This is a genomic window from Novosphingobium olei, assembly GCF_037076535.1.
GTDB classification, from domain to species: domain Bacteria; phylum Pseudomonadota; class Alphaproteobacteria; order Sphingomonadales; family Sphingomonadaceae; genus Novosphingobium; species Novosphingobium olei.
Genome location: NZ_AP029021.1, coordinates 2,136,505 through 2,158,616, shown reverse-complemented (window position 1 = coordinate 2,158,616; position 22,112 = coordinate 2,136,505). Strand labels below are relative to the sequence as shown.

The window sequence follows — 22,112 nt, the reverse complement described above, 5'->3', positions numbered from 1 at the left end:
ACGGGGAGCGAGCGATGGACGTGATGGGCAAGGACGCGATGCAGGGCATTCTCGACCGGCAGCGCAAGGCGTTCACCGCGGCCCGGCCCGAGGCGCTTTCGGTGCGCAACGACCGGCTGGAGCGCTGCTTCACGCTGATGAAGGAACACGGCGAGGACTTTGCCCGGGCGATGAGCGCCGATTTCGGGCACCGCAGCCACGAACAGTCGATGATGACCGACATCATGCCTTCGGTCAGCCTGCTGCGCTATTGCCAGAAGAACCTGAAGAAGTGGTCGAAGCCCGAGAAGCGGCACGTCAACTTCCCGCTGGGTCTGCTGGGTGCCAAGGCCGAGGTCCGCTACGAACCCAAGGGCGTGATCGGCGTCGTTGCGCCGTGGAACTTCCCGGTGCAGCTGACCATGGGGCCGCTGATCCAGAGCTTTGCCGCGGGCAACCGGGTGATGATCAAGCCGTCCGAGTTTACCGAACGCACGTCGGACCTGATGGCCGAGCTGTTCCCGAAGTACTTCGCGGAAGAGGAAGTCGCGGTCGTGCTGGGCGGGGCGGACGTAGCGCAGGCGTTCTGTTCGCTGCCGTTCGACCACCTGCTGTTCACCGGAGCGACCGGCATCGGCAAGCACGTGCTGCACGCGGCGGCCGACAACCTGGTGCCGGTGACGCTGGAACTGGGCGGCAAGAGCCCGACGATCCTGTCGCGCAGCGCCGACATCAAGCGCAGCGCGGAGCGCATCGGCCTGGGCAAGATGATGAACGCTGGGCAGATCTGCCTTGCGCCCGACTACATGCTGGTGCCCGAGGAGCTGGAGGGCCAGGCGATCGACGCGGTGCGCGAAGGCGTGAGCGCGATGTATCCCACGCTGCTCGACAACGACGACTATACTTCGGTCGTCAATGCGCGGCACCGCCAGCGGCTGCAGGGCCTGATCGACGATGCGCTCGACAAGGGGGCAGAGGCGGTGGTGGTGAACCCCGGCAACGAGAACTTCGAGACGACCAACGGCAACAAGATGCCGCTGACCATCCTGCGCGGCGTGAACGACGGCATGAAGGTGATGCAGGAGGAGATCTTCGGCCCGGTGCTGCCGGTGAAGACCTATCGCGGCATCGACGAGGCGATCGACTACATCAACGCGCACGACCGCCCGCTGGGCCTGTACTACTTCGGCGAGGACGAGGGCGAGCGCGAGCGGGTGCTGACCAGGACGATTTCGGGCGGGGTCACCGTCAACGACGTGATCTTCCACGTATCGGCCGACGACCTGCCGTTCGGCGGTGTGGGGCCTTCGGGCATGGGCAGCTACCACGGGCCGGAAGGCTTCAAGACGTTCAGCCACGCGCGTTCGGTCTATCGCCAGCCGAAGTTCGACCTTGCCAAGATGGCCGGGCTGAAGCCGCCCTATGGCGCGGCAACGCAGCGCACGCTGAAGATGCAGCTGAAGTAGGCGCGCCGGGGCACGGGGGCTTTCCGGGCGGCAGAAGGGCGGCCCTTGGACAGGCACAGGGCGGGCGGCTGGCTCCAGGGGGCGGTTGGCAGTGCACGGAAGGAGGCATGATTGCGGCCGTTGCCCACGCGGGCAGCGGCCGTAATCATGTGGACCAATGGTTAAAAGGGCAGGGGTTTGAGCGCATATTGCGGCGCACCCCACTTGCGCGTGAGGCACGGCGGGACTAGGGCGCGGTCCAAACAATTGCCCTGAACACCAGCAACGCGAGTCAGGCCCTTGGTCGATCAAACCGCCCTTCTGGCAGAATACCTTCCGATCCTGATCTTCCTCGGGATCGCGCTCGCACTTTCGACGGCATTCGTGTTCCTGCCGATGGGCGTTGCCCGGTTGACCGGCACGCACAATCCGAATGCCGAAAAGCTGTCGGAATACGAGTGCGGCTTCCCCGCGTTCGAGGATCCGCGCAGCCAGTTCGACGTGCGGTTCTACCTCGTCGCGATCCTGTTCATCATCTTCGATCTTGAAGCGGCGTTCCTGTTTCCCTGGGCGGTAAGCCTGAAGGAAACCGGCTGGGCCGGCTGGACGACGATGATGGTGTTCCTGGGCGAACTGGTGATCGGCTTCATCTACGCCTGGAAGAAGGGCGCGCTGGACTGGGAATGAGCAACATGGCCACCACTTCTTCTTCGCTGATCACCACGCCGCAGGGTGCGGTCACGGCGCCCGACCAGTCGTTCTTCGACAGCCTCAACGCCGAGGTCAACGACAAGGGCTTCCTCGTCACCTCGACCGAGGAGCTGTTCCAGTGGGCCCGCACCGGCTCGCTGTGGTGGATGACCTTCGGCCTTGCCTGCTGCGCGGTCGAGATGATCCACGTGAACATGCCGCGCTATGACATGGAGCGCTTCGGCGTTGCCCCGCGCGCTTCCCCGCGCCAGTCGGACGTGATGATCGTGGCCGGCACGCTGTGCAACAAGATGGCTCCGGCGCTGCGCAAGGTCTACGACCAGATGTCGGACCCCAAGTACGTGATCTCGATGGGCAGCTGCGCCAATGGCGGCGGCTATTATCACTACAGCTATTCGGTGGTGCGCGGCTGCGACCGCATCGTGCCCGTGGACATCTACGTCCCCGGCTGCCCGCCGACCGCCGAGGCGCTGCTCTATGGCGTGATGCAGCTGCAGCGGAAGATCCGCCGCGCCGGCACGCTGGAACGCTGAGGGAAGGGGAGCCATGGCCGTTCTTCACTCCGCCCCGCGCTATGCCTCGTTCGAAGGCGTGCTCGACGAACTGACCGGTGCGCTGGGCGACATGGTCGTCGCATCGCGCGAGGAATATGGCGAGATCGTCATCAACGTGGTGCGCGAACGCGTCGAGGACGCGCTTCGCAAGCTTCGCGACGAACACCAGTTCCAGCAGCTGATGGACATTGCCGGCGCCGACTATCCGACGCGGCTCGATCGCTTCGACGTGGTCTATTGCCTGCTTTCGGTGACGCGCAACCTGCGCTTGATCGTCAAGACGACGACCGACGAGGCGACCCCGGTGCCGACCGTGACCACGCTGTGGCCCAACGCCGGCTGGTACGAGCGCGAAGTCTACGACATGTACGGCGTGCTGTTCGCCGGCAACACCGACCTGCGCCGCATCCTGACCGACTACGGTTTCGAAGGGCACCCTTTCCGCAAGGACTTCCCGCTGACCGGCTATGTCGAGCTGCGCTATTCCGAGGAAGACAAGCGCGTGGTCTATGAGCCGGTCGAGCTTGCGCAGGACCTGCGCCAGTTCGATTTCATGAGCCCGTGGGAAGGCGCCGACTACGTGCTGCCGGGCGATGAGAAGGCCGTGCCGCCGCCGCCCGCGCCTGCGCCGGTTGCAACTGCGCCGGTAACGCGCGGGCCGGCCGAGGCGGACAAGCCGAAGACGACCGACACGCCCGCCCAGACCGGCGCTGGCGACAAGGCGAACGCCGAAGCGGCCAAGGACGGGGAAGGCAAGGACGGGGGCAAGGCTCCCGAAGCGCCCGCGCCGACCGAGAGCCGTCCCGACGCCGACAAGGGAGGCAAGGCATGAGCTTCTCGCTCGAACAGTCGCCCACCACCGGCGACGAGGTCATCACCAACTACACGATCAACTTCGGGCCCCAGCACCCGGCGGCGCACGGCGTGCTGCGCATGGTGATGGAGCTTGATGGCGAGATCATCGAGCGCATCGATCCGCACGTCGGCCTGCTGCATCGCGGCACCGAAAAGCTGATCGAGCACAAGACCTACCTGCAGGCGCTGCCGTACTTCGACCGGCTGGACTACTGCTCGCCGCTGGGGATGGAGCACAGCTACGTCCTCGCGGTCGAAAAGCTGCTCAACCTCGAAGTTCCGCTGCGCGCGCAGTACCTTCGCGTGCTGTTCGCCGAGCTGACCCGCATCTGCAACCACATGCTCAACATGGGGTCGCACGTGATGGACGTCGGCGCGATGACGCCGAACCTGTGGCTGTTCGAAATCCGCGAGGACTGCCTCAACTTCTTCGAACGCGCGAGCGGCGCGCGCATGCACTCTGCCTGGTTCCGCCCCGGCGGCGTCCACCAGGACGTGCCCGAAAAGCTGCTGGTCGATATCGGCGAGTGGATCGACACGCGCCTGTTCCCGCTGTTCGAAGACGCGATGAGCCTTGTCGTCGACAACCGCATCTTCAAGCAGCGCAACGTCGACATCGCGATCGTGAGCAAGGAAGACGCGCTGGCCTGGGGCTTCTCCGGCCCGATGATCCGCGCCGCCGGCATCCCGTGGGACCTGCGCAAGAGTCAGCCCTACGACGTCTATGACCGGATGGAGTTCGACATTCCCGTCGGGACCAACTCTGACTGCTATGACCGGTTCATGGTGCGCGTGGAAGAAGTGCGCCAGTCGGCCCGGATCATGAAGCAGTGCCTGGCGCAGATGCCGCAAGGGCCCATCGCCAGCACCGACCGCAAGGTGGTGCCGCCCAAGCGCGCTGAGATGAAGCAGTCGATGGAATCGCTGATCCATCACTTCAAGCTCTACACCGAAGGCTTCCACGTTCCGGCGGGCGAAGTCTATGTCGCCACCGAAAGCCCCAAGGGCGAATTCGGCGTCTATCTTGTCAGCGACGGCAGCAACAAGCCGTATCGCTGCAAGATCCGCCCGACCGCGTTTTCGCACCTGCAGGCTATGGACTTCATGTCCAAGGGCCACATGCTGCCCGACGCGACCGCAATCCTCGGCGCAATCGACGTGGTGTTCGGGGAGTGCGACCGTTGAGGCTCACTAGCTTCGGGCAGGCTTTCCAAAGCGCTCAACCAGGCTGGTCAAAACGGCTGCTTTGGATGGTCGGAGTACCGGCATGGCTTACATTTGGGGCCTCTGTTTTGCGGAAGCCCATGCCACTCTGGGGCATGGCTGCATTCGCGGTTTTTGCCGCCGTTTGCACGCTTCAATGGGTACTCTTCATGTATCGGAGGCCTACCAATGTCCGGTAACCTCGAAACCGCCAAGGCCATGATTGCCGCCTACAATGCGCAGGACGTGGACACCTACGTCTCCTACATGACCGACGACGCCTGCGAGGCGAACTATCGCGGGGATGTGGTGCGTGAGGGCAAGGAAGGCACGCGTTCCGGCCTTGCTGCCGCGTTCGCGCGCTGGCCGCAGAACCATGCCGAGATCGTCGATGCCTGGCAGGTCGGGGACATCGTGCTGCTGCGCGAGCATGTGTCGCGCGGCCCGGCGTCGGACGGTTCCCCGCTGATCGAGCCATTCGAGGTCGTCTCCGTCTATTCTTTCGAGGGCGACAAGTGCTCTCGCGTGGAGTTCATCCGGTGAAGCAAGATCCCACCCGCCAGCTTTCGATCCTCGCCTGCGTGTCCGGGCTTCTGCTCGCCGCCGTGTGGTTCCTGGCCCTCGCCAACCAGGCCGATACGCCCGACTGGATGCCGATGATGATCGCTGCCATCGGCGGTTTCGAGCTGTTCCTGTTCGGCCAGGACTTCTGGATGAAGCGGGCAGGGGAGCGCTGAGGACTTATGGCTGATCGTCATCCCGAACCCGACAGCCCCGAGCTGCGCGCGCGCTGGGGCAACTTTGCCTGGACCGATGCCAATGCGGCCAAGGCCAAGGAGATCATCGCGCGCTATCCCGAAGGGCGCCAGCGCTCGGCGGTGATGCCGCTGCTCGATCTGGCCCAGCGCCAGGTCGGCGCGGAGGAGAACACGCAAGGGTGGCTGCCGCTGCCGGTGATGGAATACGTCGCCGCGCAGCTCGACATGCCGATCATCCGCGTGCTCGAAGTCGCGACCTTCTACACCATGTACAACATCCAGCCTGTCGGCCGCTTCCACGTGCAGGTCTGCGGCACCACGCCGTGCATGCTGCGCGGCAGCGACGACATCATGGCCGCATGCAAGGCGAAGGGCATGAAGAAGGGGCATACCACCCCCGACGGCCTGTTCACGCTGACCGAGGTGGAATGCATGGGCAACTGCGCCTCGGCCCCGATGGTGCAGATCAATGACGACAATTACGAGGACCTCACCGCCGAGCGGGTGACGCACATCCTCGACGAGCTTGCCGCCGGCCGCCAGCCGAAGACGGGCACGCAAGAGCCGGGCCGCCACACGGTGGAGCCCGCCGGCGCACTGTCGAGCCTGACCGCGATGGTGAGCGAGAACCACGATTACCGAGGGGAGTGGTAAGATGTCCCTGCAGGACAAGGACCGCATCTTCACCAACGTCTACGGCTATCAGCCGTGGAACCTGAAGGCTGCGCAGGCGCGCGGCGATTGGGACAATACCAAGGCGCTGCTGGAACGCGGGCAGGACGCGATCATCCAGGAAGTGAAGGATTCTGGCCTTCGCGGCCGTGGCGGTGCGGGCTTCCCCACCGGCATGAAGTGGTCGTTCATGCCCAAGGAAAGCAAGGACGGGCGTCCGAGCTTCCTGGTGATCAACGCCGACGAATCCGAGCCCGGTTCGTGCAAGGACCGCGAGATCATCCGGCATGATCCGCACAAGCTGCTGGAAGGCGCGCTGGTCGCCGGGTTCGCGATGCGCGCGCGGGCGGCCTACATCTACATTCGTGGCGAATATATCCGCGAAGCCGAGACGCTGTTCGCGGCGCGTGACGAGGCTTATGCGGCGGGCCTGCTGGGCAAGAACGCCTGCGGTTCGGGCTATGACTTCGACGTCTTCGTCCATCGCGGCGCGGGCGCCTACATCTGCGGCGAAGAGACCGCGATGATCGAAAGCCTTGAAGGCAAGAAGGGCCAGCCCCGCCTGAAGCCGCCGTTCCCGGCCGGCGCGGGCCTTTATGGCTGCCCCACCACGGTCAACAACGTCGAATCGATCGCCGTCGCCCCCACCATCCTGCGTCGCGGCGCGGGCTGGTTCTCGTCCTTCGGGAACGAGAACAACCGTGGCACCAAGCTCTTCCAGATCAGCGGCCACGTGAAAAAGCCCTGCGTCGTCGAAGAGGCGATGTCGATCTCGTTCGAGGAGCTGATCGAGAAGCACTGCGGCGGCATTCGCGGCGGCTGGGACAACCTGCTGGCGGTGATCCCCGGCGGTTCCTCGGTGCCGCTGGTGCCGGGTGAGCAGATCCGCCACGTGGCCATGGACTTCGATGGGTTGAAGGCCGTCGGCTCGGGCCTTGGCACCGCCGCCGTCATCGTCATGGACAAGTCGACCGACATCGTCCGTGCGATCAGCCGCCTGTCGTACTTCTACAAGCATGAAAGCTGCGGCCAGTGCACGCCCTGCCGCGAAGGCACCGGATGGATGTGGCGCGTGATGGAGCGCCTGCGCACCGGTGACGCCGACGTGGCCGAGATCGACATGCTGCAGGAAGTCACCAAGCAGGTCGAAGGCCACACGATCTGCGCCCTGGGCGACGCGGCCGCCTGGCCGATCCAGGGCCTGATCCGCCACTTCCGCCCCGAAATCGAACGCCGCATCGCCGAACGTGCGGGCGACGTGCGGGAGGCGGCGGAGTGAAGGCCGTTGCGGTTTCCATTGGTCTGGCAGTTTCGCTTGCGACGCCAGCATTTGGGCAAATCCCCAGCAGTAGCGCGGAAGTCCGCGGCATTCCCGATGCGAAGGCCTATGTTCAAGGAGCGCTGGAGCTGCGACGCTTGGCATCCTGCGCGACGGAGAAGCGTCCAAACTACGTCCATACGATGCTGGATTCGATTCCGCAGTCCGACACCGAGGTGCGTGTGGGACAGGCAATCCTGAAAGTGATCGAAACCTGCATGACCGATTTTCGCCCGGCCATGTCGGTGGGGTTCGCGCAGCTGCGAGGTAGTCTCGCAGAAGAATTGTATCTGGCAGATCACAAGACACCGACGAATTTCGCGCAATTGGACCATGGCTCCAAGAAGTTACCCGCTGCGTGGATTTCGGCGAAGCTGACCCGGTCGCAGGCGTCAGAAATTGTCGCACAGGACTTCGCGCAATGCGTAGTGTCCGATGCGCCCGAGCTCGCCGACGCGCTGCTCCGGACATTGCCCAGAAGCAGCGAAGAGCAGCGGGCGCTGGCGAAGCTGGCGCCTAACCTTGGACCATGTCTTGCGTCTGGTCACACATTCAGCATGGACGCGGCAGCGGTGCGGTCCTACGTCGCCCAAGCCCTTTATCGGGGCGTGAACGACTGGCCGCCAGCAGCTGCAGCAGGTGGAAAATAAGATGCCCAAGGTCAAAGTAGACGGCGTCGAACTCGAGGTCCCGCAGGGCGCTACGGTCCTGCAGGCGTGCGAGCTGGCCGGCAAGGAAATCCCCCGCTTCTGCTATCACGAACGGCTGAGCATCGCGGGCAACTGCCGCATGTGCCTGGTCGAAGTGAAGCCCGGGCCGCCCAAGCCGCAGGCAAGCTGCGCGCTTCCGGCGACCGAGGGCCAGGAAATCCGCACGGATTCCGAAATGGTCAAGAAGGCGCGCGAAGGGGTGATGGAGTTCCTGCTCATCAACCACCCGCTCGACTGCCCGATCTGCGACCAGGGCGGCGAGTGCGACCTGCAGGACCAGTCGGTCGCCTATGGCCGGGGCGCCTCGCGCTATCACGAGCACAAGCGCGCGGTGACCGAGAAGTACATGGGGCCGCTGATCAAGACGATCATGACCCGCTGCATCCACTGCACCCGCTGCGTGCGCTTCTCGGAAGAGATCGCCGGCGTGGACGAAATCGGCGCGCTGTATCGCGGCGAGAACATGCAGATCAGCACGTACCTCGAAAAGGCTGCGCAGCACGAGCTGTCGGCCAACGTGATCGACCTTTGCCCGGTCGGCGCGCTGACCAGCCGGCCCTATGCGTTCGAGGCGCGCCCTTGGGAGCTCAAGAAGACGCTCGCCATCGACGTGTCGGACGCGCTTGGTTCGAATATCCGGCTCGACAGCCGCGGCCGCGAAGTGCTGCGCGCCCTGCCGCGCGTGAACGACGACGTGAACGAGGAATGGCTGTCGGACCGTGGCCGCTACATGGTCGATGGCCTGACCCGCCGCCGGCTCGACAAGCCGTGGCTTCGTCGTGACGGCAAGCTCGTCGCCGCGAGCTGGGCCGAGGCGTTCGACGCGGTGGCGAAGATCAATCCGGGATCGTCGGTCGCGGTGGTCGCGGGCGACCTGGTCGATTGCGAGACGATGTTCGCGGCCAAGAAGCTGGCGGGCGCTCTGGGCTCTACCCTGCTCGAAGGCCGCCAGACGGGTCTGGCCTACGACGCGTCGAACCTCGCCGCGGTAAACTTCAATTCGACCCTGGCCGGGATCGAGGACGCCGATGCCGTGCTGATTGTCGGCTCGATGATCCGCGACGAAGCGCCGCTGCTCAACACCCGCCTGCGCAAGGCGGTGAAGAAGGGCGCCAAGGTGTTCATCGTCGGCCCCGAATGGGATCCGACCTATGCCGCGACGTTCCTGGGCGACGACCTGTCGATCCTCGGCAATCTGCCGCAGGCGCTGGTCGATGCGTTCGAAGGTGCATCGAAGCCGGCCGTGATCCTGGGCGGCGCTGCGTTGGGCAAGGGCGCGCTGGGCGCCGGCCTCGCCTTCGCGGAGCGCTTCAAGCTGGTGCGGGATGGCTGGAACGGCTTCAACGTCGTCCACATGGCGGCGAGCCGCATGGGCGGGCTGATGCTGGGCTACGCGCAGAAGGGCGGCATTGCCGACCTCGTCGCGGCCAAGCCGAAGATGGTTATCTCGCTGGGCGCGGACGAGGTGGACTTCACCAAGTTTGCGGGCAGCATGATCGTCCATATCGGCCACCACGGTGACAAGGCGGCGCATGCTGCCGACGTGATCCTGCCCGCCGCTGCATTCAGCGAAAAGGACGGCACCTACGTCAACACCGAAGGCCGCGTGCAGTATTCGGAGAAGGCCGTGTTCGCGCCGGGCGAGGCCCGCGAGGACTGGACGATCCTGCGCGCGATGGCCGATGCGCTGGGCGTGACCGTCGGCTTCGACAGCTTCGACCAGCTGCGCGCCGCGATGGTTGCCGAAGTTCCCGCGCTGGGCACCGAAGGGCTTGCCGATTACGGCGCGCTGCCTGCGGCTCCTTCTGATGCCAAGGCGGAAGGCGTGATTGCGGGCTATCCGATCAAGGACCGTTACCTGACCAACGCCATCGGCCGGGCTAGCCCGACGCTGCAGCGCTGCTCGGCGGAGCTGGTCCACGGTGAAACCTTCGCGGAGGCCGCGGAATGACCGAGTTCTTCATGGGCCTCGGCCTCTCCTACGGGTGGGCCTGGGGCATTTCCACCGTGTGCGGCATCCTGCTGATCGCGCTGCCGCTGATGCTCGGCGTGGCGATGATCATCTATGCCGACCGCAAGATCTGGGCGGCCATGGCGCTGCGTCGCGGCCCGAACGTGGTCGGCCCGCTCGGCCTGCTGCAGTCGTTCGCGGATGGTCTGAAAGTGTTCCTGCAGGAAACCATCATTCCGGCGGCGGCGAACAAGGGCCTGTTCCTGATTGCGCCGATCATCACCTTCACCGTGGCGCTGATGGCGTGGGCGGTGATCCCGTTCAATTCGGGCGCGGTGCTGGCCAACGTCAACGTCGGCCTGCTCTACGTGCTCGCGATCTCCTCGCTCGGCGTCTACGGCGTGGTCATCGCGGGCTGGTCGTCGAACTCGAAATACCCGTTCTTCTCGGCCATGCGCGCCTCGGCCCAGATGATCAGCTATGAAGTCTCGATCGGCTTCATCCTGATCTGCGTGGTGCTGTGGGCGGGCACGTTCAACCTCAACGACATCGTCAAGGCGCAGCAGGGCCACGTCTGGATCATCAACGGCTTCGTGGCGAACCCGCTGCTTTTCCCGATGTGGGTGATGTTCCTGATCTCCGGCATGGCCGAAACCGCGCGCGCGCCGTTCGACCTGACCGAGGCGGAATCCGAACTCGTCGCGGGCTACCAGACCGAATATTCGTCGATGAGCTTCGCGCTCTACTGGCTGGGCGAATACGCCAACGTGCTGCTGATGTGCGCGCTCAACGCCACGCTGTTCTGGGGTGGCTGGCTGCCGCCGCTCGACCTGCCGATCCTCTACATCGTGCCGGGCTTCGTGTGGCTGCTGCTCAAGATCCTGTTCTTCTTCTTCGTGTTCAGCTGGGTGAAGGCGACGGTTCCGCGCTATCGCTATGACCAGCTGATGCGCCTGGGCTGGAAGGTTTTCCTGCCCGTCTCGCTGCTGTTCGTCTTCGTGATCAGCGGCTACCTCATGGCTACCGGACACTTCGCATGACCGCCGCACAGCTCATCAAGAGCTTCACCCTGTGGGAGTTCGTGAAGGCGCACTGGCTGACCTTGAAGTATTTCTTCAAGCCCAAGGCGACGATCAACTACCCGTTCGAGAAGAACCCGCTGTCCCCGCGCTTCCGCGGTGAGCACGCCCTGCGCCGTTATCCCAACGGTGAGGAGCGCTGCATCGCGTGCAAGCTGTGCGAAGCGGTGTGCCCGGCGCAGGCGATCACGATCGAGGCCGAACCGCGCGAGGACGGCAGCCGCCGCACCACGCGCTACGACATCGACATGACCAAGTGCATCTACTGCGGCTTCTGCCAGGAAGCCTGCCCGGTGGATGCCATCGTCGAAGGGCCGAACCTCGAATTCGCGACCGAAACGCGCGAGGAACTGCTCTACGACAAGGCCAAGCTGCTCGCGAACGGGGACAAGTGGGAGCGTGCGATCGCTGCCAACCTTGAAGCCGACGCACCGTACCGGTAGGGGGCCGCGCAAACGTGACAAACAGGCAGCAGGACCCGTTCGTGTCGAGCGCAGTCGAGACACCTTCTCAACGCCTCTCGACTTCGCTCGAGGCGAACGGAGGTAGGAAATCATGATTCAGGCATTTGCCTTCTACCTCTTCGCGACGCTGATGATCGCCTCCGGCGCGATCACCATCCTCGCCCGCAATCCGGTGCACTCGGTGCTCTGGCTGATCCTCGCGTTCTTCAACGCGGCGGGCCTGATGGTCCTTGCCGGGGCCGAATTCATCGCGATGCTGCTGGTGATCGTCTACGTCGGCGCGGTCGCGGTGCTGTTCCTGTTCGTCGTCATGATGCTCGACATCGACTTCGCCGAACTGCGCGCCGGTTTCATCAACAATTTTCCGTTGGGTTTCGTGCTGGCGGTGGTGCTGCTGGCCGAGCTGGTGCTGGGCGTTGGCGCATACCGCGCAGGGTCCCTGCCGCTGGGCGTGGCTGACGGTGCGGGCGCGGCAACCGCCGGCCTGTCGAACACGGCGGCCATCGGCGCGCTGCTCTACAGCCGCTACCTGTTCCTGTTCGAAGCGGCCGGCGTGATCCTGCTGGTGGCCATGATCGGCGCTATCGTGCTGACCCATCGCCAGCGCAGCGGCGTTCGCGGCCAGAACATCTCGAAGCAGGTCGCGCGTCGTCCCGAGGACGCCACGATCAACGTGCAGCCGGAAGTGGGCAAGGGGGTCCAGCTCTGATGATCGGCATCGAACATTATGTCGTGGTCAGCGCGATCCTCTTCGTGCTCGGCGTGCTCGGCATCTTCCTCAACCGCAAGAACGTCATCATCATCCTGATGGCGATCGAGCTGATCCTGCTGTCGGTGAACCTGAACCTGGTCGCCTTCAGCGCGGCGCTGCACGATCTGGTCGGCCAGATCTTCGCGATGTTCGTGCTGACCGTGGCGGCGGGTGAGGCGGCCATCGGCCTTGCAATCCTCGTCATCTACTTCCGCGGACGCGGCACCATCGCCGTCGACGACGTCAACCGGATGAAGGGATAAGACACGTGCATCCTATCCTGATCATCGTGTTCCTGCCGCTGCTGGCAGCGATCGTCGCCGGGCTCGGCAACAAGAAGCTGGGCTTCGTGCCGAGCAAGGTCGTGACCACCGGTGCGCTGTTCATCAGCTGCGCGCTGTCGTGGCCGATCTTCCTGTCGTTCCTGAACGGCAGCGCAGAAGCCAGCGTCGTGCCGGTGCTGCAGTGGGTGAAGTCGGGTGACCTCGACTTCCAGTGGGCGCTGCGCGTCGATACGCTGACCGCGGTCATGCTGGTGGTTATCACCAGCGTCTCGGCGCTCGTCCACCTGTACTCATGGGGCTACATGAGCGAGGAGCCGGACCAGCCGCGCTTCTTTGCGTACCTCTCGCTGTTCACCTTCGCCATGCTCATGCTGGTGACGGCGGACAATCTGGTGCAGATGTTCTTTGGCTGGGAAGGGGTTGGCCTTGCCTCGTACCTGCTGATCGGCTTCTGGTTCCGCAAGCCCAGCGCCAACGCCGCTGCGATGAAGGCCTTCGTGGTCAACCGCGTGGGCGACCTTGGCTTCATGATGGGCATCTTCGGGGTGTTCCTGGTGTTCGGCACCGTGTCGATCCCGACCATCCTGCAGACGGCACCTGGCGTGCTGAACGGTTCGACCATCGGCTTCCTGGGCTATCGCCTGGATACCGCGACGGTGCTGTGCATCCTGCTGTTCATCGGCGCGATGGGCAAGTCGGCGCAGCTTGGGCTGCACACCTGGCTGCCCGACGCGATGGAAGGCCCGACCCCGGTGTCGGCGCTGATCCACGCCGCGACGATGGTGACCGCCGGCGTGTTCATGGTCTGCCGCCTGTCGCCACTGTTCGAATGCAGCCCTACCGCGCTCGGCTTCGTGACGTTCATCGGCGCCGCGACCTGCTTCTTCGCCGCCACGATCGGCACGACGCAGACCGACATCAAGCGCGTGATCGCCTATTCGACCTGTTCGCAGCTGGGCTACATGTTCTTTGCCGCGGGCGTCGGCGCCTACGGCGCGGCGATGTTCCACCTCTTCACCCATGCGTTCTTCAAGGCGCTGCTGTTCCTTGGCGCGGGTTCGGTCATCCACGCGATGCACCACGAACAGGACATGCGGTATTACGGGGGCCTGCGTAAGCACATCCCGTTGACCTTCTGGGCGATGACGATGGGCACGCTGGCGATCACCGGTGTCGGAATCGTCGACGTTGCGGGCTTCGCCGGTTTCTATTCGAAGGACGCGATCCTCGAAGCAGCCTTCGCGCGCGGCACCGAACTGTCGCACTTCGCCTTCTTCATGGGCATCTTCGCGGCGCTGCTCACCAGCTTCTACAGCTGGCGCCTGGTGTTCCTGACCTTCTTCGGCAAGCCGCGGTGGGAGCAGAGCGAGCACATCCAGCATGCCGTGCACGATGCGCATGGGCACGGTCATGATGACCACGCCCACGACCATGACGGTCATGCGCACGCGCATCACGACGCGCATGGCGATGGCACGGCAGGCTACCACCCCCACGAAAGCCCGCTCAACATGCTGGTGCCGCTTGGCATCCTTTCGCTGGGCGCGATCTTCGCGGGCATTGTCTTCAACCATGCCTTCGTCAGCGAAGGCGAGGGCGAGTTCTGGAAGGGTGCGCTGGTGTTCCACGAACACCTGATCCACGCGATGCATGGCGTGCCGCACTGGGTGAAGTGGGCGCCGTTCACGGTAATGGCGACCGGCCTGCTGATCGCGTGGTATGGCTACATCAAGAACACGCGCTTCCCGGCGGCGTTCGTCGACCAGTTCGGGTTCCTCTACAAGTTCCTGCTGAACAAGTGGTACTTCGACGAGCTCTACCACTTCCTGTTCGTCCGACCGGCCCTGTGGCTCGGCCGCGTGTTCTGGAAGGTGGGTGACCAGGGCATCATCGACCGCTTCGGCCCGAACGGCGCGGCCTGGGTCGTCGCCAAGGGGAGCAAGGCCGCGGTCAAGCTCCAGTCCGGATATCTCTACAGCTATGCGCTGGTCATGCTCGTCGGACTTGTCGGGGCGATCAGCTGGGTGATTGCACGATGAGCGGCTTCCCTATCCTTTCGCTGATGCTGCTGGTGCCGCTGGTCGGTGCGGTGGCGTGCCTCAAGGCGGGGCGTGAACAGGCGCGGATGATCGCGCTGGTGACGACGCTGGTCGATCTGGTTCTGGGCGCGGTCCTGTGGACCCAGTTCGACACCGGCGGCGCGCAGTGGCAGTTCACCGAGCGGGCCAACCTGTTCGCCGGCTTCAGCTGGGCGCTGGGCATCGATGGCATCGCGCTTGTGCTGATCGCGCTGACGGTGTTCCTCATGCCGATCTGCATCGGCGCGAGCTGGAACTCGATCGAGAAGCGCGCCGGTGAATACTATGCCGCCTTCCTGCTGATGGAGACGCTGATGATCGGCGTGTTCGCGGCGCAGGACTTGTTCCTGTTCTACATCATGTTCGAAGCCGGCCTGATCCCGATGTACCTGATCATCGGCATCTGGGGTGGCGCGGATCGCATCTACGCCAGCTACAAGTTCTTCCTCTACACGCTGCTCGGCTCGGTGCTGATGCTGATCGCGATGTTCTGGATGGTGAACGCCGCCGGCACGACCGACATCCCGGCGTTGATGCAGTACAACTTCCCGCCGCACGCGCAGACCTGGCTGTTCCTGGCCTTCTTTGCCAGCTTTGCGGTGAAGATGCCGATGTGGCCGGTCCACACCTGGCTGCCCGACGCGCACGTCCAGGCGCCGACCGCAGGTTCGGTGATCCTGGCAGGCGTGCTGCTCAAGATGGGCGGCTATGGCTTCATCCGTTTCTCGCTGCCGATGTTCCCGGTTGCCTCGGCGCAGTTCGCGCCGCTGATCTGGGGCCTGTCGATGGCGGCGGTGGTGATCACCTCGCTGATCGCGCTGGTGCAGCACGACATCAAGAAGCTGATCGCCTATTCCTCGGTGGCGCACATGGCGATCGTGACGATCGGCCTGTTCGCCTTCAACGTGCAGGGCCTTGAAGGCTCGATGCTGATCATGCTCAGCCACGGTCTGGTCGCGGGCGCGCTGTTCCTTGGCGTCGGCGTGATCTACGATCGCCTGCATACCCGCGAGATCGACCGCTACGGCGGCCTTGCGATCAACATGCCCTATTTCGCGCTGTTCTTCCTGCTGTTCACGATGGCCTCGATCGGCCTGCCGGGCACCAGCGGGTTCGTCGGCGAATTCCTTTCGCTGATGGGCGTGTATCAGGCGTCGAGCTGGGTGGCGCTGGTCTGCACCACGGGCATCATCCTGGGCGCGGCCTACATGCTCTATCTCTATCGCCGGGTGATCTTCGGCGAACAGAAGAACGCCGACGCAGCCGCGATGCCCGATCTCGATGCGCGCGAATGGCTGATGATGGTTCCGCTGGGCCTCGTCGTGCTGTGGATGGGCGTCTATCCGGAATCGTTCCTCGCGCCGATGCGCAAGGATATCGCGACGCTCGATGCCCGCGTTGCCGTTGCCGCGCCGAAGGGCGATGCGCAGGTCAAGAAGGGCGCTGCCAAGCCTGCCGCTGAACATGAAGCCGCAGAGCACAATGACGCGCAGGGGGAGGCGCACTGATGGAACTCGTCCGCTCTCTCCAGCTGGTTGCCGGCGAGGAAGTCCTGAGCATTGCGGGGCTGATCCTGCTGCTGTGGGCCGCCTGGGCCGGTGACAAGGCCGCGCGCGCAATCTCGATCGCGACGGTGGCTGCGCTGACCGTTGCCGCGCTGATCGCCGCGCCCGCCCTGTGCGGCGCCGCGATGGGGGCCGATACGATCGCGTTCGGCGGCCAGTATCGCGCCGATGCCTTCTCGGCCTTCGGCAAGCTGCTGATCTACGCTTCGGCCGCGGTCACGCTGATCGTCGCGCCTGCGTTCTTCGACCGCTTCAAGGCGATGCGCGCGGAATTCCCGCTGCTGGTGCTGTTCGCGGCGCTGGGCATGGGGATCATGGTTTCGGCCACCGACCTGCTGACGCTGTACATCGGTCTGGAGCTCAACAGCCTCGCCTCGTACGTGCTGGCCGCGATCCTGCGCAAGGACGAGCGTTCGGCGGAATCGGGCCTCAAGTACTTCGTGCTCGGCTCGCTCGCCTCGGGCATTCTGCTCTACGGCGTCAGCCTGACCTACGGCTTCACCGGCACCACCAGCTTTACCGGCATCCATGCCGCGCTGGCCGCCGGTACGCTGTCGACCGGCGCCGTGTTCGGCATGGTGTTCGTGATGGCCGGCATGGCCTTCAAGATCAGCGCCGCACCGTTCCACATGTGGACCCCTGACGTCTACGAAGGCGCGCCGACGCCGGTGACGACCTTCTTCGCCACCGCATCGAAGGTTTCGGCACTGGCGCTGCTGATGCGCATCAGCCTGGTTGCGTTCGGCGCCGTGCCGCAGGCGTGGCAGCAGATCGTGATCTTCGCCGCGATCCTTTCGATCGTGATCGGTGCGCTGGGTGCGATCGGGCAGGCCAACATCAAGCGCCTGATGGCCTATTCGTCGATCAACAACGTCGGCTTCATCCTGATCGGCCTCGCCTGTGCGAACCAGCCGGGTGCGGCGGCGATGCTGATCTACATCGCGATCTATGTCGCCATGTCGGTGGCGGGCTTCGTGGCGATCCTGATGCTGCGCGACGAAGATGGCGAGCCGGTCGAATCGATCGCCGACCTCGCCGGGCTTTCCAAGACCCGCCCGGGCCTTGCCGCGGCGCTGGCGGCGGTGATGTTCAGCCTTGCCGGCATCCCGCCGCTGTTCGGCTTCTGGGGCAAGTTCGTGGTGTTCCAGGCCGCCGTGCAGGCGAACCTCGTCGCCCTGGCGGCGATCGGCATCGCGGCGTCGGTGATCGGCGCGTTCTACTACCTCAAGGTGGTGAAGGTGATGTATTTCGACGAGGCCGCCGACAAGGTGCGCGGAAAGTCGGAGCTTGCCCATGGCGTGCTGCTGGTGATCGCGTCGGTGTTCATCTCTCCGCTCGGCTACCTGCTGACCAACTGGCTGCACACGCTGGCAGGAAACGCCGCGGCCGCGCTGTTCCACCTCTGATGCCCAACGTCTGATGATCCGGGCAAGGCAGGGCGCATGATCGAGACGGTCGCGGAGATCGGCTCGACCAACGCGGCCCTGCTGGCCCGGCGTGCCGCGGGCGAGGCGGCGCCAGAGGCCGCCTGGCTGGTGGCTGACCGACAGGTTGCGGGACGGGGCCGCGCCGGTCGCATCTGGTCAGATGGGTTCGGCAACTTCATGGGATCGACCGTTGCGCACCTGCGCAGCGGCGATCCATTGCCCCAGACGCTCGCGCTGGTGGCCGGGCTTGCCGCGCATCGGGCGGTCATGGCGCTGGCGCCCGCGCTGCAGGATCTGGTGCTCAAGTGGCCCAATGACCTGCTGGTGGGGCAGGCGAAGCTCGCCGGGATCCTTCTCGAACGGCAGGGCGATGCCGTTGTCGTCGGCATCGGCGTGAACCTGTCGCAGGCGCCACAGCTTCCCGATCGCCAGACGGCCGCGCTGTCCGTACTTGGCTTCCCGATCGAGCGCGACGCCTTCGCTACCGCGCTGGCGCAGGAATGGAGCTGGGCGCTCACGCGCTGGCACTGCCGCGAATGGCCGGTGCTGCGGCAGGAGTGGTTGGCCCGCGCCATGCCGGTGGGCAGCCTGATCAGCGTGAACGACCGCGAACACGGCCTGCTGATGGGCGCGTTCGGCGGGATCGATGCCGATGGCGTCGCGCTTCTCCGCTTGGCGGATGGCGCGACCCGTGCCATCCACGCCGGCGATATCGATCTGGTCGGCTGAAACGCCGCCGAACCGGTCGCGAGAGGGAAGAGTCTGATGCTGCTGGCAGTCGATGTGGGCAACACCAACGTGGTCTTTGCGCTGTTTGACGGGCGGGAGATCAAGGGCCGCTGGCGCGTTGCCACCGATCCGCGCCGCACGGGCGACGAATACGCCGTGTGGCTGCTGCAACTGCTGCAGCTCGAAGGCTATAGCCGCGACGTGGTCAAGCAGATCGTCATCTCGACGGTCGTCCCGCGCGCGCTTCATAATCTCAAGGTCCTGTCGCAGAAGTATTTCGGGATCGATGCGCTGGTCGCGGGCGAGGGACTTGCGAGCTATGGGTTCGTCGCCGATGTCGATGAGCCGCGCTCGCTGGGAGCCGACCGCGCGGTCAACGCCATCGCTGCACATGCCAAGTATGCCGGCGATCTGATCGTCGTCGATTTCGGCACCGCCACGACCTTTGATCACATCGACTTCATGGGATCCTACAAAGGCGGCATCATCGCGCCGGGGATCAACCTTTCGCTCGATGCATTGGTGAGTGCGGCGGCCAAGCTGCCGCGCATCGCCATCGAAGCGCCGGCCAGCCGCAGCGTGATTGGCCGCAACACCGAAGACCAGATGCACATCGGCGTGTTCTGGGGCTATGTCGCGATGATGGAAGGGCTGATTTCCCGGATGCGAAGCGAGATCGGTCGTCCTGCGCAAGTCGTGGCGACAGGTGGCCTTGCCGTCCTGTTCGGTGACCACACCGGAATTTTCGACCACGTCGATGCCGATCTCACGCTGGAGGGCATCGCCCTGCTGGGTGAGCGCGCGGCATCGCTGGCCTGAACGAGAAGGATACCGTTTTGAGGGAGTTGATGTGAAGCCCGGCAAGGAACTGCTTTTCCTCGCGCTCGGCGGTTCGGGCGAAATCGGGATGAACGTCAACCTCTACGGTTGCGATGGCAAATGGCTGATGGTCGACCTCGGCATGACCTTCGCCGATCCGTACTATCCGGGGGTGGACCTGGTCTTTGCCGATCTCGAGTTCATCGAGGAGCGCGCCAAGGATCTGATCGGCATCGTGCTGACCCACGCGCACGAAGACCATATCGGCGCCGTGCCCTATTTCGCGCAGGAACTGGGCGTGCCGCTTTACGCAACGCCCTTCACCGCGCGCCTGGTGAAGGAAAAGCTGGTCGAGGCCGGGCTCGACAAGACCGTCGAACTGAACGTGGTGCCCAACGAGGCGGCGTTCAGCCTGGGCCCGTTCGACATCCGTTACGTGCCGCTGGCGCACTCGATCGCCGAGGGCAACGCGCTGGTGATCGACACGCCCTATGGCCGCGTGTTCCATACCGGCGATTGGAAGCTCGATGACGAACCGCGCATCGGCACCCCGGCGACTGAAGAAGAATTGACCGCGATCGGCGACGAAGGCGTGCTCGCGCTCGTTTGTGATTCGACCAACGTGTTCAATCCGAACCCGTCCGGTTCGGAAGGCGCGGTGCGGGCCGGACTGCTCGAAAGCGTCGAGCAGATGAAGGGCCGCCGCGTGGTGGTGACGACCTTCGCCTCCAACGTGGCTCGGCTGCAAACGCTGGGCGAAGTGGCCGAGGCGACCGGGCGGCAGCTTTGCGTCGCCGGGCGCTCGCTCGACCGCATCATCGCGGTGTCGAAGGCCTGCGGCTATCTCGAGGATTTCCCCGACATCGTCTCGATGGACCAGGCGATGGACCTTCCGCGCGGCGAGGTGCTGATCCTTGCCACGGGCGGACAGGGCGAACCCCGGGCCGCCTTGTCGCGCATCGCGGGCGACCAGCATCCGATCAAGCTTGAGAAGGGCGACGTCGTGCTCTTCTCCAGCCGCCAGATTCCGGGCAACGAATTGTCGATCGGGCGCATCCAGAACCAGCTCGTCGAAAAGGGCGTGCTGCTGGTGACGGACCGCCAGTCGATGATCCACGTCTCCGGTCATCCGGGCAGGCCCGAACTGGTCGCGCTGTACGACTGGTTGCGCCCGCAGATCCTCGTGCCCGTGCATGGCGAGATGCGCCACATGAGCGAGCAGGCGCGGCTGGGCAAGGCCGAGGGCATCGCCAAGACCATCGTGCAGAAGAACGGCGATCTGGTTCGCCTCGCTCCCAACGGGCCGCACAAGCTGACCGAGGTGCGCGCCGGGCGTCTGGTGCTCGATGGCGATATCATCGCGCCCGCCGATGGCGAAGCGATGGGCGTGCGGCGCAAGCTGGGGCAGGCCGGCATCGTCGCCGTGTCGCTGGCCGTGTCGCGCGATGGAAAGCTGGTGTCGCCGGTGCAGGTGGCCCCGGTCGGCCTGCCGCTCGACGAGGATCTGCAGGACTTCGTGATCGAGGCGGAAAGCGATGCGGCCGAAGCCGTGCGTACCCTCAAGGGCGATCGCAAGCGGGATCGGGTAGCGGTTGCCGAAGCGGTGCGCTTGGCGGTAAGGCGGGCCGCGCAGCGCTGGTCCGGCAAGAAGCCGGTGGTCCAGGTTCTGCTGCGCGAAGCCTGAGCCGTTTCAACAGGCTCCAGCAGACAGGGCATTGCCATGAAGTGGACGTCGATCGTCGCGATCTATTCGCTGTTCTGGGTCTTTTCCGCGTTCCTGGTGATGCCCTTCGGCGTGCGCACCGCCGACGAATTGGGCGTCGAGAAGATCCCGGGCCAGGTCCATTCGGCACCCGCCAACTGGCGCCCGGGCCGCGTGGCGCTGCGCGCGACGATCCTTTCGGCGGTGCTGTTCGGGTTGTACTACGTCAACTACGTCAACCAGTGGATCACGATCGACGATCTTGACGTGTCGCGGCTGATGGGGATCTGACGGCCCTGTCCGGGGCCGCGTCGCGGTCTTACACGCCTTCGAGCGCGTAACCGGCCGAGCGAACGGTGCGGACCGGATCGGCTGCTCCTGGCAGCGCGATGGCCTGGCGCAGGCGGCGGATGTGCACGTCGACGGTGCGCAGTTCGATGTCCGAGCCCGATCCCCAGACCGCATCGAGCAACTGCCCGCGCGAAAAGACGCGGCCGGGATGCTCCATGAAGTGCTTGAGCAGGCGGAATTCGGTCGGCCCGATCTTGAGCGCTTCGCCCTGGCGCATCACGCGGTGCGCCGTGGGATCGAGAGTCAGGTCGCCCACGGTGATCGTCTCGCCGGCAAGGGCGGGGCGCACGCGGCGCAGGACGGCGCCGACGCGGGCGATCAGTTCGCGTGGGGAGAAGGGCTTGGTGACATAGTCGTCGGCCCCGGTTTCCAGCCCGCGAACGCGGTCGTCCTCGTCATGGCGCGCGGTCAGCATGATGATCGGCACATGCGCGGTCGACTTGTTGCGGCGCAGGCGGCGACACACTTCGATGCCGCTGGTCCCGCCGATCATCCAGTCGAGCAGGACCAGATCGGGGGTGTCCTCGGCCGCGAGCAGCAAAGCCTCGTCGCCGTCGTCGGTGGTGCGGACATCGTAGCCCTCGCCACGGAAGCGATATTCGACCAGCTCGGCCAGCGCGGTATCATCTTCGACGAGAAGCAGCTTGGGAGCCGACACACAATCCTCCGTGACAGTCCCATTGCCAAGACACGGGAAATGTTACTGC

23 protein-coding genes are annotated in these 22,112 nt (G+C 64.9%); 22 read left to right on the top strand and 1 reads right to left on the bottom strand.

Going from position 1 to position 22,112, the window contains the following annotated elements; genetic code table 11:
- Positions 1–14: 14 nt before the first annotated feature.
- From AACH40_RS10190 to AACH40_RS10085, 22 genes are all read left to right on the top strand, one after another.
- Positions 15–1,445 carry a coniferyl aldehyde dehydrogenase gene (locus tag AACH40_RS10190; protein ID WP_240959589.1) on the top strand — a complete coding sequence of 477 codons (1,431 nt, stop codon included), beginning with the start codon at positions 15–17 and terminating at the stop codon, positions 1,443–1,445.
- Between the two features lie 279 nt (positions 1,446–1,724).
- The gene (locus tag AACH40_RS10185) at positions 1,725–2,111 is read left to right on the top strand and encodes an NADH-quinone oxidoreductase subunit A (RefSeq protein ID WP_169492941.1); all 387 of its coding nucleotides are present in this window, start codon (positions 1,725–1,727) and stop codon (positions 2,109–2,111) included.
- On the top strand, positions 2,108–2,668 hold the full coding sequence (locus tag AACH40_RS10180; protein WP_169492940.1) for a NuoB/complex I 20 kDa subunit family protein: 561 nt from the start codon (positions 2,108–2,110) through the stop codon (positions 2,666–2,668). Before AACH40_RS10185 ends, AACH40_RS10180 begins: the two co-directional genes overlap by 4 nt.
- 13 nt (positions 2,669–2,681) lie before the next feature.
- Positions 2,682–3,521 (top strand): NADH-quinone oxidoreductase subunit C, encoded by an 840-nt coding sequence (locus AACH40_RS10175; protein ID WP_169492939.1) that lies wholly within the window; start codon positions 2,682–2,684, stop codon positions 3,519–3,521.
- Complete coding sequence (locus AACH40_RS10170) at positions 3,518–4,729, top strand: NADH-quinone oxidoreductase subunit D (RefSeq protein WP_338642314.1); 1,212 nt, start codon at positions 3,518–3,520, stop codon at positions 4,727–4,729. Before AACH40_RS10175 ends, AACH40_RS10170 begins: the two co-directional genes overlap by 4 nt.
- Positions 4,730–4,936: 207 nt before the next feature.
- Complete coding sequence (locus AACH40_RS10165) at positions 4,937–5,290, top strand: nuclear transport factor 2 family protein (protein WP_338642313.1); 354 nt, start codon at positions 4,937–4,939, stop codon at positions 5,288–5,290.
- Positions 5,287–5,484: a hypothetical protein gene (locus AACH40_RS10160; protein WP_338642312.1), complete on the top strand. Its 198-nt coding sequence runs from the start codon at positions 5,287–5,289 to the stop codon at positions 5,482–5,484. The genes AACH40_RS10165 and AACH40_RS10160 overlap by 4 nt, the downstream gene beginning before the upstream one ends.
- 6 nt (positions 5,485–5,490) lie before the next feature.
- Positions 5,491–6,159: an NAD(P)H-dependent oxidoreductase subunit E gene (locus tag AACH40_RS10155; RefSeq protein ID WP_338642311.1), complete on the top strand. Its 669-nt coding sequence runs from the start codon at positions 5,491–5,493 to the stop codon at positions 6,157–6,159.
- 1 nt (position 6,160) lies between these two features.
- Positions 6,161–7,456, top strand: coding sequence for an NADH-quinone oxidoreductase subunit NuoF (nuoF, locus tag AACH40_RS10150; protein WP_338642310.1), 1,296 nt, complete (start codon positions 6,161–6,163; stop codon positions 7,454–7,456).
- The gene (locus AACH40_RS10145; protein ID WP_338642309.1) at positions 7,453–8,145 is read left to right on the top strand and encodes a hypothetical protein; all 693 of its coding nucleotides are present in this window, start codon (positions 7,453–7,455) and stop codon (positions 8,143–8,145) included. Before nuoF ends, AACH40_RS10145 begins: the two co-directional genes overlap by 4 nt.
- 1 nt (position 8,146) lies before the next feature.
- Positions 8,147–10,156, top strand: a complete 2,010-nt coding sequence (nuoG, locus tag AACH40_RS10140; protein ID WP_338642308.1) for an NADH-quinone oxidoreductase subunit NuoG — start codon at positions 8,147–8,149, stop codon at positions 10,154–10,156.
- A complete protein-coding gene (gene nuoH, locus AACH40_RS10135; protein ID WP_169492931.1) occupies positions 10,153–11,196 on the top strand; it encodes an NADH-quinone oxidoreductase subunit NuoH in 1,044 nt (347 codons plus the stop codon). The genes nuoG and nuoH overlap by 4 nt, the downstream gene beginning before the upstream one ends.
- Positions 11,193–11,678 carry an NADH-quinone oxidoreductase subunit NuoI gene (gene nuoI, locus AACH40_RS10130; protein WP_169492930.1) on the top strand — a complete coding sequence of 162 codons (486 nt, stop codon included), beginning with the start codon at positions 11,193–11,195 and terminating at the stop codon, positions 11,676–11,678. Before nuoH ends, nuoI begins: the two co-directional genes overlap by 4 nt.
- Before the next feature lie 112 nt (positions 11,679–11,790).
- Positions 11,791–12,408 (top strand): NADH-quinone oxidoreductase subunit J, encoded by a 618-nt coding sequence (locus tag AACH40_RS10125; protein WP_169492929.1) that lies wholly within the window; start codon positions 11,791–11,793, stop codon positions 12,406–12,408.
- Complete coding sequence (gene nuoK, locus AACH40_RS10120) at positions 12,408–12,713, top strand: NADH-quinone oxidoreductase subunit NuoK (RefSeq protein WP_169492928.1); 306 nt, start codon at positions 12,408–12,410, stop codon at positions 12,711–12,713. The genes AACH40_RS10125 and nuoK overlap by 1 nt, the downstream gene beginning before the upstream one ends.
- Positions 12,714–12,718: 5 nt before the next feature.
- Positions 12,719–14,773 (top strand): NADH-quinone oxidoreductase subunit L, encoded by a 2,055-nt coding sequence (gene nuoL, locus AACH40_RS10115; RefSeq protein ID WP_338642307.1) that lies wholly within the window; start codon positions 12,719–12,721, stop codon positions 14,771–14,773.
- Positions 14,770–16,320, top strand: a complete 1,551-nt coding sequence (locus AACH40_RS10110) for an NADH-quinone oxidoreductase subunit M (protein ID WP_338642306.1) — start codon at positions 14,770–14,772, stop codon at positions 16,318–16,320. The genes nuoL and AACH40_RS10110 overlap by 4 nt, the downstream gene beginning before the upstream one ends.
- On the top strand, positions 16,320–17,783 hold the full coding sequence (gene nuoN / locus AACH40_RS10105) for an NADH-quinone oxidoreductase subunit NuoN (RefSeq protein ID WP_338642305.1): 1,464 nt from the start codon (positions 16,320–16,322) through the stop codon (positions 17,781–17,783). Before AACH40_RS10110 ends, nuoN begins: the two co-directional genes overlap by 1 nt.
- A 36-nt stretch (positions 17,784–17,819) precedes the next feature.
- Positions 17,820–18,533 (top strand): biotin--[acetyl-CoA-carboxylase] ligase, encoded by a 714-nt coding sequence (locus AACH40_RS10100; RefSeq protein ID WP_338642304.1) that lies wholly within the window; start codon positions 17,820–17,822, stop codon positions 18,531–18,533.
- Between the two features lie 36 nt (positions 18,534–18,569).
- Positions 18,570–19,352: a type III pantothenate kinase gene (locus tag AACH40_RS10095; RefSeq protein WP_338642303.1), complete on the top strand. Its 783-nt coding sequence runs from the start codon at positions 18,570–18,572 to the stop codon at positions 19,350–19,352.
- Positions 19,353–19,440: 88 nt separating this feature from the next.
- Positions 19,441–21,036, top strand: coding sequence for a ribonuclease J (locus tag AACH40_RS10090; protein ID WP_422394906.1), 1,596 nt, complete (start codon positions 19,441–19,443; stop codon positions 21,034–21,036).
- Positions 21,037–21,072: 36 nt separating this feature from the next.
- Positions 21,073–21,345, top strand: coding sequence for a DUF1467 family protein (locus AACH40_RS10085; protein ID WP_338642301.1), 273 nt, complete (start codon positions 21,073–21,075; stop codon positions 21,343–21,345).
- A 28-nt stretch (positions 21,346–21,373) separates the two neighbouring features.
- On the opposite strand, the gene phoB is transcribed toward AACH40_RS10085, so the two are convergent.
- Positions 21,374–22,063 carry a phosphate regulon transcriptional regulator PhoB gene (gene phoB / locus AACH40_RS10080; protein WP_169492920.1) on the bottom strand — a complete coding sequence of 230 codons (690 nt, stop codon included), beginning with the start codon at positions 22,061–22,063 and terminating at the stop codon, positions 21,374–21,376.
- Between the last annotated feature and the right edge of the window lie 49 nt (positions 22,064–22,112).